Source organism: Lacticaseibacillus saniviri JCM 17471 = DSM 24301 (assembly GCF_001311785.1).
GTDB lineage: Bacteria > Bacillota > Bacilli > Lactobacillales > Lactobacillaceae > Lacticaseibacillus > Lacticaseibacillus saniviri.
The window spans coordinates 215,884-231,387 of sequence record NZ_BBBX01000001.1 but is presented as its reverse complement, the minus strand read 5'-3'; the positions used below and the strand labels follow the sequence as shown (position 1 = coordinate 231,387).

Annotated in this window: 10 protein-coding genes and 7 pseudogenes; 11 read left to right on the top strand and 6 right to left on the bottom strand. The window is 49.6% G+C overall.

Features of this window, described 5'->3' with window-relative positions; translation table 11 throughout:
• Nucleotides 1-97: 97 nt before the first annotated feature.
• Both JCM17471_RS01100 and JCM17471_RS01095 read right to left on the bottom strand, forming a co-directional pair.
• Nucleotides 98-1,261: a toxic anion resistance protein gene (locus JCM17471_RS01100; protein WP_054776503.1), complete on the bottom strand. Its 1,164-nt coding sequence runs from the start codon at nt 1,259-1,261 to the stop codon at nt 98-100.
• Entirely contained in the window at nt 1,233-1,964 is a 732-nt protein-coding gene (locus JCM17471_RS01095; protein ID WP_054776502.1) for a 5-bromo-4-chloroindolyl phosphate hydrolysis family protein, read from the bottom strand. The genes JCM17471_RS01100 and JCM17471_RS01095 overlap by 29 nt, the downstream gene beginning before the upstream one ends.
• 178 nt (nt 1,965-2,142) lie before the next feature.
• Here JCM17471_RS01095 and JCM17471_RS14365 point away from each other — a divergent pair, with 178 nt between their 5' ends.
• The 11 genes and pseudogenes from JCM17471_RS14365 (at nt 2,143) to JCM17471_RS01050 (ending at nt 11,824) form a co-directional block, all read left to right on the top strand.
• Nucleotides 2,143-2,346, top strand: a complete 204-nt coding sequence (locus JCM17471_RS14365) for an NUDIX hydrolase (RefSeq protein ID WP_162208325.1) — start codon at nt 2,143-2,145, stop codon at nt 2,344-2,346.
• Nucleotides 2,313-2,627, top strand: coding sequence for an NUDIX hydrolase (locus JCM17471_RS01090; protein ID WP_054776501.1), 315 nt, complete (start codon nt 2,313-2,315; stop codon nt 2,625-2,627). Before JCM17471_RS14365 ends, JCM17471_RS01090 begins: the two co-directional genes overlap by 34 nt.
• Nucleotides 2,628-2,677: 50 nt before the next feature.
• Nucleotides 2,678-2,848, top strand: a complete 171-nt coding sequence (locus tag JCM17471_RS13220; protein ID WP_225354051.1) for a hypothetical protein — start codon at nt 2,678-2,680, stop codon at nt 2,846-2,848.
• Nucleotides 2,849-3,026: 178 nt separating this feature from the next.
• Nucleotides 3,027-3,721 (top strand): annotated as a pseudogene (locus JCM17471_RS01085) (5'-methylthioadenosine/adenosylhomocysteine nucleosidase).
• 21 nt (nt 3,722-3,742) lie between these two features.
• Nucleotides 3,743-4,900 (top strand): cysteine desulfurase family protein, encoded by a 1,158-nt coding sequence (locus tag JCM17471_RS01080; protein ID WP_054776500.1) that lies wholly within the window; start codon nt 3,743-3,745, stop codon nt 4,898-4,900.
• A 64-nt stretch (nt 4,901-4,964) separates the two neighbouring features.
• Nucleotides 4,965-5,313 (top strand): annotated as a pseudogene (locus JCM17471_RS01075) (DUF1831 domain-containing protein).
• A 203-nt stretch (nt 5,314-5,516) separates the two neighbouring features.
• A complete protein-coding gene (gene mnmA / locus JCM17471_RS01070) occupies nt 5,517-6,638 on the top strand; it encodes a tRNA 2-thiouridine(34) synthase MnmA (RefSeq protein WP_305068960.1) in 1,122 nt (373 codons plus the stop codon).
• A 151-nt stretch (nt 6,639-6,789) separates the two neighbouring features.
• Nucleotides 6,790-7,451 (top strand): annotated as a pseudogene (locus tag JCM17471_RS01065) (histidine phosphatase family protein).
• Between the two features lie 8 nt (nt 7,452-7,459).
• Complete coding sequence (locus JCM17471_RS01060) at nt 7,460-8,107, top strand: tetratricopeptide repeat protein (protein ID WP_054776497.1); 648 nt, start codon at nt 7,460-7,462, stop codon at nt 8,105-8,107.
• Nucleotides 8,094-10,502: pseudogene (gene recD2, locus JCM17471_RS01055) on the top strand (SF1B family DNA helicase RecD2). The gene JCM17471_RS01060 and the pseudogene recD2 overlap by 14 nt, the downstream one beginning before the upstream one ends.
• A gap of 114 nt (nt 10,503-10,616) precedes the next feature.
• Nucleotides 10,617-11,824 (top strand): annotated as a pseudogene (locus tag JCM17471_RS01050) (GNAT family N-acetyltransferase).
• 83 nt (nt 11,825-11,907) lie between these two features.
• Here the strand turns inward: JCM17471_RS01050 and JCM17471_RS16720 are convergent.
• The 4 genes and pseudogenes from JCM17471_RS16720 to JCM17471_RS01035 all read right to left on the bottom strand — a co-directional run bounded on the left by JCM17471_RS16720 (nt 11,908) and on the right by JCM17471_RS01035 (nt 15,272).
• A pseudogene (locus JCM17471_RS16720) lies at nt 11,908-13,188 on the bottom strand (ABC transporter substrate-binding protein).
• Between the two features lie 168 nt (nt 13,189-13,356).
• Nucleotides 13,357-14,249: pseudogene (locus JCM17471_RS01040) on the bottom strand (SDR family oxidoreductase).
• 143 nt (nt 14,250-14,392) lie between these two features.
• Entirely contained in the window at nt 14,393-14,620 is a 228-nt protein-coding gene (locus tag JCM17471_RS15715) for a diacylglycerol kinase family protein (protein WP_263849347.1), read from the bottom strand.
• A gap of 10 nt (nt 14,621-14,630) precedes the next feature.
• Nucleotides 14,631-15,272: a diacylglycerol/lipid kinase family protein gene (locus tag JCM17471_RS01035; RefSeq protein WP_263849370.1), complete on the bottom strand. Its 642-nt coding sequence runs from the start codon at nt 15,270-15,272 to the stop codon at nt 14,631-14,633.
• Nucleotides 15,273-15,504 lie beyond the last annotated feature (232 nt).

Below are 15,504 nucleotides of genomic sequence, written 5' to 3'. Positions count from 1 at the left end.
TCAGGTAAAATTAATTATTCTGTTAATATTATTGACGAGACACAAAAAAGGCGATGTCCCATTTACAGTTTGGGGCAGCGCCTTTTTGTCATGCTGATTACTGTTGTGGTGGAGTTTGTTGCTGACCGCCACGGGTGTAGTTCAGTAATTGATTCTTGAGGTCATCTTCCATGTGCTGTAATTCCTTTTCGGCAGCGACACGTTTGCTATGACCTTCTTGTTGAATCTGTAAGGTTTGTTGCAGGGTTTCAACCAAATCATTTTGGGTTTGCGTTAAGGTTTCGATATCGACAACGCCGCGTTCGTTCTCATGGGCGGTCTCAATCGCTGAAATCTTGAGCATATTGGCATTCTTCTTCAAGAGATCATTGGTTGTTTCAGAAACCTGACGTTGCGCGGTAACCGCGTCCTTTTGCCGCAGCAGGGTGAGGGCGATAGCGACCTGGTTCTTCCACAATGGGATGGCGGTGTTGACACTCGCTTGAATCTTTTCCGCCAATGCTTGGTTGGTGTTTTGAATCAACCGAATCTGTGGTGCCTGTTGCAGTGTGATCTGGCGGGCGAGTTCCAAGTCATACACGCGCTTTTCGAGGCGATTCTGGAATTGCTTCAAATCGTTGACTTCCTGAACGGCCATCTGATTGTCACTCGCTTGGGCTTGAGCCATCGCTTCAGGAATCGTGGTGGTATTGAGTTCATCTAGCTTCATGCGTCCGGCTTCAATGTAGATATTTAAGGCATCGAAGTAAGCCTTGTTTTGCGCATAGAGTTCTTCCAACATTTGATTATCGTTCAAGAGACCCTGTTGTTCTTTTTCTAAGCGATTGGCGATGGTATCAATTTGTGCACCAATCTTTTGGTACTTAGTCGTGATTTCAAAAATCGACCGCTTGACCTGACCAAACAACTTGCGAAAGACATTGTTGTCTTCGGCGCGTAACTCGTCGGGGTTGGCTTCTTGTAATCGGTTCATCAGTGTGGTGAGCGCTTGGCCGACTTCACCGGTGTCTTGGCTCTGAACTTGGTCCAACATGGTTTGCGAGAATTTGCCTAACTGCTTTTGGGCACTCGCGCCGTAATTGAGGACAGTTTCTTGGCTGTTGACATCGATTTGGTTGGCTAAGGCCTTAGCCTGAACGAGTTGTTCATCATTGAGCCGGGGCGATGGTGCGGCGTTTGCGACTTGTTGATTCGGTTCAGGATTGATGGTGCTAAAAGGATCTTTGAGTAAATCATTGGTGAGATTGTTGGGTTCCGTCATGGGCGATCAACTCCTCTTGGGTATTATTTTCTCGTGCAGCGTGTTTGCCGCTGCTGGTTTCTGGAATTTGTTTTTGAGTCAATGCGATTTCGCTTTCGAGGTCTTCGATATCATCGGCGACAAAAGCTTGGTATTGATTCGTAATATTGTCAGCCAACTGCCCGATTGCCTGTTCGGCCTGATCGAGTACAGCGAATGTGTCGGCCGACTTGACCTCGTGATGGGTGATGGTTTGGTAACGGGTCATCAAACGCTCCAGATTAGGCAAATGATCATATAGGAAGTTTGCCGCTTCTGGTAGACGTTTAGGCTGATCCACAATCGCTTTGAAGTAGGCGTGCAGCACTGGTACTAGGTCGTGATTGAGTGCCACTTGCTTGAGCTTAGGCACAGCTTCGGTGAGCGTTTCAATGGTTGTAATTTGTTTGGCAGCGGCGTCCATCGTGTCGCGGAAAACCTGAATCTCGCTATCGGTTAATCCAGATGTTTGATAGTGATCAGACATGCTGGCTGAAAGTGGTGGCACTCCAGTTGGCTGCACCTGTTCTTTGGGCGCACCCAAGCGCTCACCGAGCCATCGCGCGAAGCCAAAGACAATGGCTGTAAACAGCGCGATGCCTAAGCGACCACTCATGGATCCGATGCCAAAGCCCAGTAGCGCCCAGATTGTGATGCGCAAACCTGAATGGCGTTTTTGTTTCACAAGAAGTCACATCCTTATTTCATCATGACCATAGTGTAGCACAACCCCTTTCACCACAAAATCAGCCCTTGGATTGAGTTTTGAGTGGCAATTCTCAAGATTCTCTAAAAGTTGCAGATTCATTTTACAGGTGCATGCGGGTTTTGTATGATGATTACAGTAGATTGAAGGGGAGCCTATGGATAAAAGAGAAGTCTTGAAGGATACTGAGACACTATATAATGGAAAGATCTTGACCCTGAAGCGATTGACGGTCCAATTACCCGATGGTACAGAAGCCGCGCGAGAAGTGGTTCACACCAATGGTTCAGCCGGGGTGCTAGCGGTGCAGCAACACCGTGCTCTTTTGTGCAACAGTGGCGCAGTACCATCGATCAGATGACGTTAGAGATTCCCGCGGGCAAATGTGAAGTGGCTGAAGCACCATTGGTCACAGCGCAGCGCGAACTCAACGAAGAGGCGGGACTGGCCGCGGATCACTGGCAACCACTGACCACGTTTATCAGTCTATTGGCTTCAGTGATGCCAAAATCAGTGTGTTCATGGCCACCGAGCTCAGATCGTTGGCGACGAAGCGACCGCTGGATCAAGGCGAATTTTGGATGCGCATTGGCTGACACTTCAAGAGGCACAAGCAGCGCAGCAACAAGGATTAATCTGTGATAGTAAAACGGTAATGGCACTATCCTTGTGGCAGATGGCGGAGGAAAAAGATGGCAGAGGTTAAAACGCGTAAGGAATATCGTGAGGAGCAGGAACGAGCTGCTCGTGAGGCAAAAAGCGCGATCAACAGCGACAATCCGTTGAGCGGGATTATGCGAAGAAGACCCGTGAACAGACGCGGGACAATCCTGTCATGGCTGAGCCCAAGGTGCATAATTTGAAGGTTCGGCTCAACTGGGCCATCGGCATTGTGCTTGGCCTGTTGGTGATTGTTTTCTGGTCCTTTTCTTGGTGTGATTGAGAAAAAGCTGAATTTAGTGTAAGATGAGATGACGAAAAGTAAGTATGGCCACGCCCGTTCAGAATTCTGGACGGGTTTGTGCGTCAGAGGAGGATATTTTGATGAAAATCGGTGTTATTTGTGCAATGGAAGAAGAACTTCGCGACTGAAGGCGCAGTTGGTGGATATGAGTGAAAAGGTGATTGCGAGTCAACACTTCTTTCACGGGCAACTGAACGGCCATGAAGTGACCATTGTCGAATCAGGGATTGGTAAGGTGCAAGCCGCAATGACAACGGCCAACTTGATCAATCTGTTTGATCCCGAAGTGGTGATCAACACAGGGAGTGCTGGTGGGATTGGCACAGACTTGCACATCGGTGATATCGTCATCTCTACCGGGGTGGCTTATCATGATGTTGACGCGACAGTCTTTGGCTACTTACCAGGCCAATTACCACAACAACCACAAATTTTTGATGCCGACAAGGACTTAGCAAAGGCAATTCAGGCTGCAGCCGTAGAAACTGGTTTGACAGTTCACGATGGTCTGATTGTGACCGGTGACCAGTTCATCAACAGCCAAGAAGCCATCGACCACATTCACAGCATCTATCCAGCCGCATTGGCAAGTGAAATGGAAGGGGCTGCAATCGGCCAAGTGGCCACAGAATTCCACACCCCATTTGTTGTGATTCGGGCCATGAGTGACGTTGGTGATGATGAAGCCGGTGTCAACTTTGATGACTTTATTATTGATGCCGGTAAGCGCAGTGCGAAGATGTTGCTGACTTATCTGGCGCAGACCGCATAAGACAAAAAGAGGTAACGAATATTGGAGCACATTTATCTGGATAACGCGGCGACCACACCCATGGCCGACGCCGTTATCGACACCATGACAGCACGAATGAAGGATATGTTCGGTAATGCTAGCTCGACGCATTGGTTTGGTCGCGAGGCCCACACCGTAATGGATAAGAGCCGCCAGATTTTGGCTGATAGCATCAACGCCAAGCCCAATGACATTGTGATGACTAGCGGTGCGACCGAGAGTAACAACACCGCTATTACTGAAACCGCGCGTGCCCGCCGTGACTTGGGCAAGCACATCATCACAACGGCGATTGAACATCCATCCGTGATGAAGCCACTGGCCGCACTCGAAGATGAAGGCTTCCGCGTGACATATCTGCCCGTTGATGAGACTGGTCGGATCAGCATGGACGACTTTGAAGCAGCCTTAGATGACGACACGATTTTGGTCACCATCATGTTTGGTAACAATGAGGTCGGCAGTCGGATGCCCATCGAGGCCATCGGTGCCCGATTGAAGGACCATCAAGCCTGGTTCCATACAGACGCAACGCAGGCGTATGGGCTACAAGATATCGATGTCGAGGCGATGAACATCGACATGTTGTCCACTTCCGCGCATAAGATCAATGGCCCCAAGGGTATCGGTTTCTTGTATCGCGACCCGAAGATTCTTTTTAAGCCACTCCTCAAGGGTGGCGAGCAGGAATTGAAGCGCCGTGCTGGGACCGAAAACATTGTTGAAATTGCGGGCTTTGCAACGGCGGTGAGCTTGTTGACCGCTGAAGAAAAGGCAACGCGACAAGCCAAGTATTTGGGCTTCAAAAAGCAATTGCTGGCACGCTTAGATGATGCCGGGATTGATTACAAGGTCAATGGGGATCTCGCACCAGATAATTTGAATCACGTCTTAAATATTTGGTATCCTGGCATTTCGACTTATGCCCTACAGACCAATCTCGACCTCAGCGGCTTTGCCATTTCGGGTGGTTCTGCCTGCACGGCCGGTAGTCTGGAACCTTCTCACGTGCTGACAGCCATGTTTGGCGCAGACAGCCCACGAATCGGGGAGTCAATTCGGACATCATTTGGGAGTGAGAATACACCGGAGCAAATCGATGCCTATGCGGATGCATTGATTCGCATTATCAATCGGCTCAAGGCGAAAGCTAACTAGTGTAGCCAGAGCAACATCACTCGTGATAAACTAGACATAGTTAATCGATAAGGAGATGATGATGATGGCGCTTGCAGCAGTGGGTACCGTTTTGGGCGATTCACAAAAGTATCAGCTCAGTTCCGGCATCAAACGCTATACATTAATGGATTTGGGTTTTGTGAAGACAGGAAACGGGAACTTCCAATTGGAACGACCGCTCGATCCTAATTCACCTTATACCAACGCCAACAAATTGCGGGTGACGGTCAAGGCTGATCTGTCAGCTTTTCAAATGGCTGTGACGACCCCCAACGGTTTGAAAGCAATCGATATTTTTAAAACAGATAAGACAATGGACAATGTGGAACAGTATAACTACATTATCCAAAAACTTGATTGAACGCGAAGTCTTGGCACCTGTAACTGACTAGTTGCGTGCGGATTGATAAGTGTTCGACTCGATATTGGGCCGTGACAAAACGTCACGGCCCTTTGTTGTTGTCGTAGCGATGAAACACGTTCCTTACCTTTTACAAGTGTTGCCAAATTTTTCACAACTGCTATAATGGAACATACTGGAAATAACGACCTTCAAATCGGATAACTTCCAGAATCTGATGAAATGATGGTGATGATATTGGATAATTCCAATACTCGCGTTGTTGTCGGCATGTCCGGTGGGGTAGATTCCTCAGTGACGGCATTGCTGCTCAAGCAACAAGGTTATGACGTTGTCGGCGTCTTTATGAAGAATTGGGACGATACAGATGAGTACGGTGTCTGTACCGCTACCGAGGATTATGAAGATGTCGCGAAAGTGGCAAGTGAGATCGGGATTCCTTACTACTCGATTAACTTCGAGAAGGAATACTGGGATCGTGTCTTTGAGTATTTCTTAGACGAATATAAGCATGGTCGCACGCCTAATCCTGATGTGATGTGTAACAAGGAGATCAAGTTCAAGGCATTCTTAGACTATGCTGAGGAGTTGAACGCTGATTACATCGCAATGGGCCACTACGCTCAGGTAGAGGTGGATGATGCTGGTGTGGCACACATGTTACGTGGTGCCGATGCAAACAAGGATCAGACTTATTTCTTGAGTCAGTTGTCTCAGGATCAGTTGAAGAAGTCCATGTTCCCAATTGGCCACATGCAGAAGTCTGAGGTTCGTGCGATCGCTGAGGCTGCTGGCTTGGCTACCGCTAAGAAGAAGGATTCTACCGGAATCTGCTTCATCGGCGAGCGGAACTTCAAGCAGTTCTTGAGCACCTACTTACCAGCTCAGCCAGGTCAGATGATGACCGTTGACGGGACTGTGATGGGTACACACGATGGTTTGATGTACTACACTATCGGCCAGCGCTCCGGTCTCGGTATCGGTGGGAACTCCGCTAATTCCGACCCATGGTTTGTTGTGGGTAAGGATCTCGAGCAGAACATTCTCTATGTCGGCCAAGGTTTTGAGAACCCAGCATTGTATGCAACCTCTTTGGATGCTTCTAAGTTAAGCTTCACAACGGGAGGGGCAATCGGTGACGAGTTCCACGTGACGGCTAAATTCCGTTACCGTCAGGCTGATACGGGTGTCACTGTCAAAATGACTGGTGCGGACACCGCAACGGTGATTTTTGACGAGCCCGTTCGTGCCATCACCCCTGGTCAGGCTGTTGTCTTCTATGACGGCGCTGAGTGCTTAGGTGGCGGGACAATCGACGTCGCTTATAACGACGCCAAGGTCTTACAGTACGTTTAATCACATAAAAAGCGCTGAAAACGCGCGTTAATGAGGGACTGTGGTGAAACTCTTGGGTTTCACTATGGTCTCTTTTTGTATCCTCACAGATAAACTTGAATTATGGTGTAAAAATCGCGATAATATTAGATTAGATGAGGGGGCGAAGAACGTGACGCGATTATATTTTGTGCGCCATGGCAAAACAGAATGGAATTTACAAGGACGCTATCAGGGGGCCAATGGGGATTCGCCGTTGTTGCCACAAAGCTTTGACGAGATTCGATTACTCGCCAAGGATTTAGCGCCCATTCATTTTGACCATGCGTACGTCAGTCCATTACCCCGCGCGCAGGTGACTGCAAAAACATTGATTACGGCGATGCACCAAACCATTCCATTGTCAGTGGAACCGGGCATTCGCGAGTTTAATTTGGGTAAAATGGAAGGTAAGACCTTCGCGGAAGTTGAGGCGAAGTATCCTAAGGAATTGCACGGCTTTCGTTATGCGCCGGACCAGTATGATCCACACGCGATTGGTGGCGAAACCTTTCCGGAATTGATTGCACGCATGCAACCGGTGATTCAGCGTGCGGTCGAATATGACCTGTCGGATTCAGCCAATCTGCTTTTGTCAGCCACGGGGCAGCGCTTGTCGCACTGATTCAGAGTTTACTCGGCACACCAATCGCTGATATGCGCAAAGACGGTGGGTTGACGAACAGCAGTGTGACTATTCTTGAGGCGGATCAAGTCGCCTTACCGTACCGGTTGATCAAGTGGAATGATACCCACTTTTTGAATCGCAAATTGACTTCCAGCGACACTATTTAGGAGGAACTATGCCAGTTGATGACACCAAACGCGATCAGCTGATTCACCAACTGATCGAACAAATCGATACCCATCCTGACCAAGTCGGCGGGTATGTCGATCTCATTACCATGCTGACGAGCGTGGGATCACTGGATCAGGCCAGTGAACTCTATCTGCGCGCACAGGAACGCTTCAATGATGCCAGCCTGACTTATGCGGGTGGCTTATTGGACTATGCGCGTGAACAGTATCAACAGGGCATTACGGATCTTATGCCACTGCTGGATGATGCTGATTATCGCGCGGATGCTGCATACATGTTGGGCTTGATGTATCAGAAAATGAGTCAACCGCAACAAGCGCTTGCCTTTGCGCTGATCGCAAGTGATGCCGATGCGGACGCCGAAGATGCGGCACTGTTAGTGGCCAATCTTTTGCTCACGCAGGGCTATTTTGAACAAGTGACCGAACGGCTCGAGCCGCTGCTGAAACACGACTCAGCGGCCGTGAACTTTACCTATGGGCTCGCGATGAACGCGCAGGAAAAAGACGGGCGACCATACCTTGAGAAGGCCGAACAGTTGGATCCAGAAACCTACGCCGAGCAGACGGCGCAATTGCGTGATATCAGCCGCTTTTTGAATGTACGAGGGCGTGATGATGGCAACGCTTGAGCAAGACACCGTCACCGGTCGAATTAAGAGTATATTTTTCCAAAATCCGACAAACTTCTATAAAATACTGCTTGTGGAGATTACCGCGACGACAATCACTTGGCCCGAAGCTGAAATTGTGGTGACGGGTAGTTTGGTGATATCAAAGAAGACGGTGTCTACACGTTTGTCGGTCACGTCATTAATCACCCCAAATACGGTAACCAATTCCAAGCGGACAATTACTCGGTCGAAAAACCGACGACCAAACAGGGCTTGGTGCAGTATTTGAGTTCTGACAAATTCCCCGGCATCGGCGAAAAGACAGCTGAGCGCATTGTGGATTCATTGGGTGTCGGTGCAATCGATAAGATCTTGAAAGAACCCAAAGTCTTGCGGCAGTTAGGCCTCAATGCGGCTAAAACCACCACCTTGGTTGAGAACCTGAAGGCTAACTTGGGCATGGAACAGGTGATTATCGGGCTCAACGACTACGGCTTTTCCAGTAATCTGGCGGCCAAAATCTATCAGCAGTATCAAACCGATGCACTCGATGTGATTGAAGAGAATCCATATCGCTTAATTGGTGATATCGATGGGATTGGCTTCAAGCGCGCTGATGCGATTGCGGCCAAGTTGAACATCACGCCGGATGATCCCATGCGGATTTCGGGCGCCTTGATCGATACCTTGCAGCAACAGACCGATGGCACGGGCGATACTTATTGTCAGCTCGACACCTTGGTGAAGCAGACGATTAATTTGTTGGAGTCGGCAAGAAATATCGCAATCGATCCCAACTTGGTGGCTGATAGCTTGATTCAGTTGGGTAAGTCCAACCAGGTGATTGCGGATGGCAAACGCATTTTTCCAAAACGACTCTTCGATGCAGAGAATAATATCGCGGCTCGGCTCAAGCGCCTCATGACCGATGCTGAAGCGCCGGATGAAGCGGCGATTAAGAAAGCACTGAAGACGGTCGAAAAGGAAATCGGAATCGATTATGATCCGGTGCAACGTGACGCGATTCTGACAGCGATCAAGGAACCATTTTTCATGCTGACAGGGGGTCCCGGAACCGGTAAAACAACGGTGATTAACGGGATTGTGCGCGTATATGCGGCTTTGAATGACCTGTCACTCGATATCAACAAGTACAATGACGAGACTAAGCCATTTCCGATCATGTTGGCTGCACCCACGGGCCGCGCCTCCAAGCGCATGACCGAGACCACTGGGTTACCCGCTAGCACCATTCACCGGTTATTGGGTTTGTCTGTGGATACGCAAGATTTTGAGCCCAAGGAGTTACCAGATGGCTTGTTGATTGTCGATGAAATGTCGATGGTGGATACCTACCTGTTCCGGACGCTGTTGAACTCACTACATGCAGACATCAAGCTGATCCTGGTCGGTGACAAGGACCAACTGCCCAGTGTTGGACCAGGGCAAGTGTTTGCTGATCTGTTGAGCAGTCACGTGCTGCCCAGTCAGGAATTGACGCATATTCACCGCCAAGATGCCACGAGTTCAATTATTCCACTGGCGCACGCGATTAATCGGGGCGAGTTACCAGCGGATTTGCTGAAGCCGCAAGCGGATCGGTCCTTCTTTGTGTGTCCACCTGAACAGATTCAATCGGTGGTCGCGCAGGTCATCCAAAAAGCGCAGGGCAAGTTTGCGCCGCTAGCGATTCAGATTCTTGCCCCCATGTACCGCGGTACGGCTGGAATTGATGCCCTCAATCCGTTGGCGCAATCGATCCTGAATCCCAAAAGAGCGAGCGCACCAAAGAAGTGGAATCCGGAGATCAGAAGTATCGCATCGGTGACAAGGTGTTACAGCTGGTGAATAATCCTGAACAGAATGTCTTCAATGGTGAGATTGGGGTCATTCAAGGGATTACACCAGCCAAGCAGGCGGAGAGCAAGACGGATGAATTGACCATCGATTTTGATGGCAATGAATTGACCTATAAGCGCAGCGACTGGCAGAAATTCACCTTAGCGTATGCGACATCGATTCATAAAGCGCAGGGGAGTGAGTTTGACCTCGTGATCTTGCCACTGACCCTCCAGAGTCGCCGCATGTTGCGCCGAAACCTGATTTACACCGCCATCACTCGAGCCAAGGACTTCTTAATCTTAGTGGGCGATCCGCGAGCATTTGAACTCGCGGTGACGCAGATGGCTGACAACCGGCAGACAGGACTCGTTGAGAAGCTGCAGGAGGCTTTTGGTGACCATTCTGTCACACCGCCTGTCGCACCCAAGCAAACGCCTGAAACGGCCTCTGAGCCGGAAGTGAAGAGGCCAAGGGTTCTTATCAGCTGACGCCTGAACTCGTTCAAACCCAGGCGATTGACCCCATGATTGGGATGGCTGATTTGACCCCTGCTGCATTTATGCCGAAATAAAACGTGATGAAGTAATTGAGTGGAAGTCATCACGCCAATAATCAAATCAAAAGGAGAAACTATATCGCCTTTACTGATGATGATCATTCTTCCACGTCAGATATAGCAACAATCATGGCAGACATTCGTGATGAACTAGAACTGCGGCAAGTCACCTTGGCCTATTTAGATCAATTCAATGATCTCTTGAGCTATGTATTTCAGGTGACTGCCAAAGAAGTTGAAGAATCAGGCTATGAAGAAGGCGAGCTCGAACGCGCCAAGCGCCCCGTGCTCGAAAAATCAGACGTGATCGGTTGGTTTCACAATGATGAATTGATCAGCCAACTGGCCATCTATCCCTGTGTCGTCAATATTCACGGCAAGGCGTATCAGATGGCGGGGTTGACCGGTGTGGGAACGTATCCTGAATATGCTGGCCACGGTCTGATGCATGACTTGATTCGGGTTGGCCTGGACCACATGCGCGCCCGGCACCAGAGTATTTCTTATCTCTATCCCTACAGTATTCCGTTCTATCGCAAAAAGGGTTGGGAGATTATGTCCGATCACCTGACATTTGAGGTGAAGGATTCGCAACTGCCAAAGCCCGTGGTGACGCCCGGTCATGTGGAGCGACTCGAAATCGATGATCCCGATGTGATTGAGACTTATCAACGCTTTGCCAAAACAAACCACGGTGCAATGATTCGTAACCAGTTGAACTGGGACGAGTATTGGCGTTGGGAGAATGAGGAAGAACGTATCGCGGCCGTCTATTATGATGAACAAGATGTGCCACAGGGGTTCATTCTCTATTGGATTGCCGATGAAATTTTCCACATCAAAGAAATGGTCTACACGAATCAGGAGGCCCGCATCGGGTTGTGGAATTTTATTTCCGCCCATTTTTCGATGGTGAATTACGTTCGTGGCAACATCTATAAGAACGAACCACTGCACTTTCTGCTGGATGATGGGGATATCAAGCAGACCATCAAACCCTACTTCATGGCGCGGATTGTGGATGTGCGTCAATTCTTGATCGACTATCCATTTGAGGCGAGCGGCAAGCCGTTCCATTTGTGGTCAGTGATCCACTGGCGGAATGGAACAACGGTGTGGTCGGCCTGACATGGGTTGACGGTCAATTGCATCTCACAGATGAACCGGTCGGCGAGGCGGTTGAGCTGGATATTCAAACGCTCACCACCATGATGATGAGCTACCGCCGGCCATCGTACTTGGCCAAAATCGAGCGGATTCAGGCATCCAAACCGATGCTGAAGGAACTCGAGGCCATCATTCCGGTCGATGAACCGTACTTCTCAGATTATTTCTGATGTTAAAAAAGATCGATTGCGTTAATCCCAAGCGGATGATGGCAATCGATCTTTTTAATTTGGGCAAAGCAAGGGGCGAGAGGTTAATCGGCCTGTTTCAAAATCGTTTGGGTCTGTTTTGTAGTGCGTCAAAGGCGCTTTTACCGCTCGTATGCTTGGCCAGTGTGGCATCAACGGCATTCATCAGAGCTGTTCGGTAGTCATTGTAACCGGTGAAAACAGTCGAGACAAAGCCCTGGGGTGTTGCTGAGAGGGCCGCTTGATACGTTGGATTGGCCTTTAGATATTTCTTGAAGGTGGCACTGTTGGCTGCTGCTTTTGTGACCGGGACATAACCGGAATCGATTGCCCATTGCGCGGCGTTTGGTGTCGCCAACAAGAATTTTTGGAAGGCCCACGCACCCGCCTGTTGCTGCTTTGAGGCACCTCTGAACAAGACGTTGTAGTTACCGTTCAAAGGATTGTTGCGCTGGCCCGCATAGGTGGGCACAAGCGCAGTACCCCATTGTAGGCTTTTTGGTGCCTGTTGTGTCAGCACTGGAATGGTTGCGGATGATCCGATGCCAAACACGGCTTGGCCGTTGACGAAGGGCACATTGAAGTATTGATCTTCAGCCGCTGTCTGCAGCACACCATCTTTTTGGAAACTCAAAATCTGTTGCACCGCATTGAGTGTCTTGGATGCATTGAGATTGAGCTTTAGGTTGGGTGTAATGAGTTGGCTGCCCGCATCATAGGCCAAACCCTCCAGCACAACATCGTAGCTGCGATCTAATGCCAGTGCATGAATCTTCGTGCCTTGAAGCTTGGTTTGCGCTGTCGCAAAGTCAGCCCAGGTTTTAGGCATGGCGATGTGATACTTGGTCATCAATTTTGGTTGTAAAAGAGAATCACAGTTGAGACCGAGAAGGGAAGCGCGTAATACCGATCATCATAGCGTCCCGCTGCCAAGAAATTCGGGTAGATCGCATTCAATTCGGTGCTGCTCAACTTATTGGTGCCATTCAGCATTTCTGCGTCAAAGGGCAGTAACAGCTTCTGTTGCACATAGTCGCCGATGTTGGTGTATGGCGTTTGCGCCATCGTCGGCAGGGTGTTCGATTTACCCGCGGCCATAATTTTTGCTGGAGCGTGTTATAGGATCCTTGTGAGGTCGCGACCACCCGATACTTCTTTTGACTGGCATTGAATTGATTGATCAACTTATCCAGTGATTTTGCATAAGTGCCCGTCATTCGGTGCCAGTAAGTGATTTTGACCGGGGCGGTCGAGTCCGACTGCTGTGCTGCACCTTGCCGACACGCCGTGAGTAACAATAACAGACTGAACAGAGCCAATAGGCCCCAAACCCGATTCTTTTTCATGATTTCCACCCATCCTTTAGGAGTTGATGTCATTGCTTGCTGCGCCACGGTGTCTTGACACCCGTGTATTTATTATGCGAGCACCGCTGTGGAAAGTAAAGCGATAGTGTTGCAACGCAAAAACGATGCCAGTACCCACTATAGGGACTCGCATCATTCTTGTGATGATTATGGATTGATTGGTGCGCCGCCTATGACGCCGTAAATCTGGCCACTGATGTAACTGGCTTCGTTTGAAGCGAGTAACACGTAGACAGGTGCCAGCTCAACAGGCATTCCAGCGCGGCCGATTAAGGCATCCTGGCCGAACGTTGGAATCTTGTCCTCGGGTTGTCCATGATCCAATTGGAGCGGTGTCCAAATTGGCCCTGGTGCGACACCGTTCACGCGGATGCCCTCAGGTGTTATTTTTGCGCCAATGCGAGCGTATAATTGGCAATCGCAGCTTTAGATGCCGCGTAATCGAGCAAATGCGGGCTGGGTGAGAAGGCCTGAATCGATGTCGTTGTGGTAATGGTGCTGCCGGGTTCCAAATGTGGTAATGCCGCCTGCACAATGGCAAACATGGCCTCAACGTTCACCATGAAGGTGTCGTGAACCTGCTGCATCGGCAAGTCAGCAATTTCTTGATGTTGAATCTGTTGTCCAGCGTTTAAAACCAGGGTGTCCAAGCTCCCCAATGCATCAATAGCCGCTGCCACGATGTCTTGTGGCGCATCGGCATCACGAAAGTCTGCGGGGAGAAGAACCGCTTTTCTGCCTTCAGCTTCAATGAGGTCTTTGACTTCCTCGGCATCTGGGGCCTCATCAGGCAAATAATGGAAGGCAATGTTAGCCCCTTCTCGTGCAAAGGCAATGGCAACTGCGCGGCCGATACCTGAATCGCCACCAGTGATCAGCACATTGCGGTCTTTCAGGCGTTCGTGGCCGACATAACTGGTTTCACCACAGTCCGGCTTAGGCTGCATCGCTTGTTGGAGCGCAGGTGTGTCCTGTGTTTGCTCAGGAAACTCGTTTGGGTGGTACAAATGACGTGGGTCAATCAAATTGGTCTTTGGCATCGTAATCCCCCTTAATTAGTATACTTATATCGTAACCGACTGCGACGACCGCATGCATGGAAAATGCTTCACTGATGAACTGAAGCGATGTGTCTCTCAATAGCAAAAAAAACACGCCGCTCGAGCTTGAGCGGCGTGTTCGTTTATTTATTCTCTGGAATGTACCAGAAGGGGTGTTGACTCACTTTGAAGTCTAGTGCAAAGGCGCGGGTGCCCATCTCTTCACCATCCATCTGACCGTATTCCAATGAATTGGTCATGAGCTGAATGTGTTTGCTCTGAAAATGGTGCACTTTTGCATATTTGGTGTGCTGACCGCGCAAGAGTTGAATCGCGAGAAAGACAAAAGTGATTAGATTGGTGTGTTCCACCACGATTAGATCAAGTTTGCCATCGGTCGGGGGAAGCGGCAGGCAAGATTTTGACGCCACCGCCGAAATAAGGATGATTGGTGGTGGTCACTAAGAAGGCGTCGGGAATCATGATCTGTTGGCCGTCGACATTGACGGTCAGCGCGAATGGTTTGCGCTTGAAGAGCACCTTGAGCACATTGAAGCCGTAAGCAAGGTTGCCCAGATGTACACGGTTTAACCACTGCTTGGCTTTACTGTGATTCGTACTGGCCACCACGGCGGCGTCGAAACCGATACCGATATTGTTGACGAAATAACCCGCGTGGTGATGAGTGGTCTCGCTGTATTGCCCCACATCGATGCTCACAGGCTGAGTCGCGCTCAAGATTTGTTCGAGTGCCTTGAGTGGGTCTTGATTGATGTCAGTCCCGCGCGCAAAGTCATTGCCCGATCCAGTCGGGACATAGGCGAGGGGCATCAGTGGGGTCTTGGTGGCCCGCAAGCCAGTGAGCGCCTGATTGAGCGTCCCGTCACCACCGACGACGATCAGAACGGCTTGGTCGTGAGTGGCAAAGTTACCGATCTGTTTGGCGAGCTCAATCGTATGACCAGCGTATTGGGAGACCTTAACCTGATAATCGAGGTGTCGCTGTTCAAAAATAGGTTGAATCTGTTGCCATGTTTTAGCGCCGTTACCGCTGCCGGCAACGGGATTGACGATAATATAAAAAACGGTTCAGTCATGAGGTTGATCCCTTCATTACCAATAATCGGGCGCGTGGCCCATGCATTCATAAAGTATACCCCAGCATAATGAAAAAACTCAATTGGCCGCGGTCAATTTTCTGGTGATTTCGGTAAAAATAACTAAAAAACGCTGTCACCAGACCAGATGGCCGGCA

Coding starts and splice junctions, on each gene's coding strand:
- JCM17471_RS01060 (WP_054776497.1), top strand. CDS start 7,460: ATGCCAGTTGATGACACCAAACGCGATCAGCTGATTCACCAACTGATC.
- JCM17471_RS13220 (WP_225354051.1), top strand. CDS start 2,678: ATGGCAGAGGTTAAAACGCGTAAGGAATATCGTGAGGAGCAGGAACGA.
- JCM17471_RS01100 (WP_054776503.1), bottom strand. CDS start 1,261: ATGACGGAACCCAACAATCTCACCAATGATTTACTCAAAGATCCTTTT.
- JCM17471_RS14365 (WP_162208325.1), top strand. CDS start 2,143: ATGGATAAAAGAGAAGTCTTGAAGGATACTGAGACACTATATAATGGA.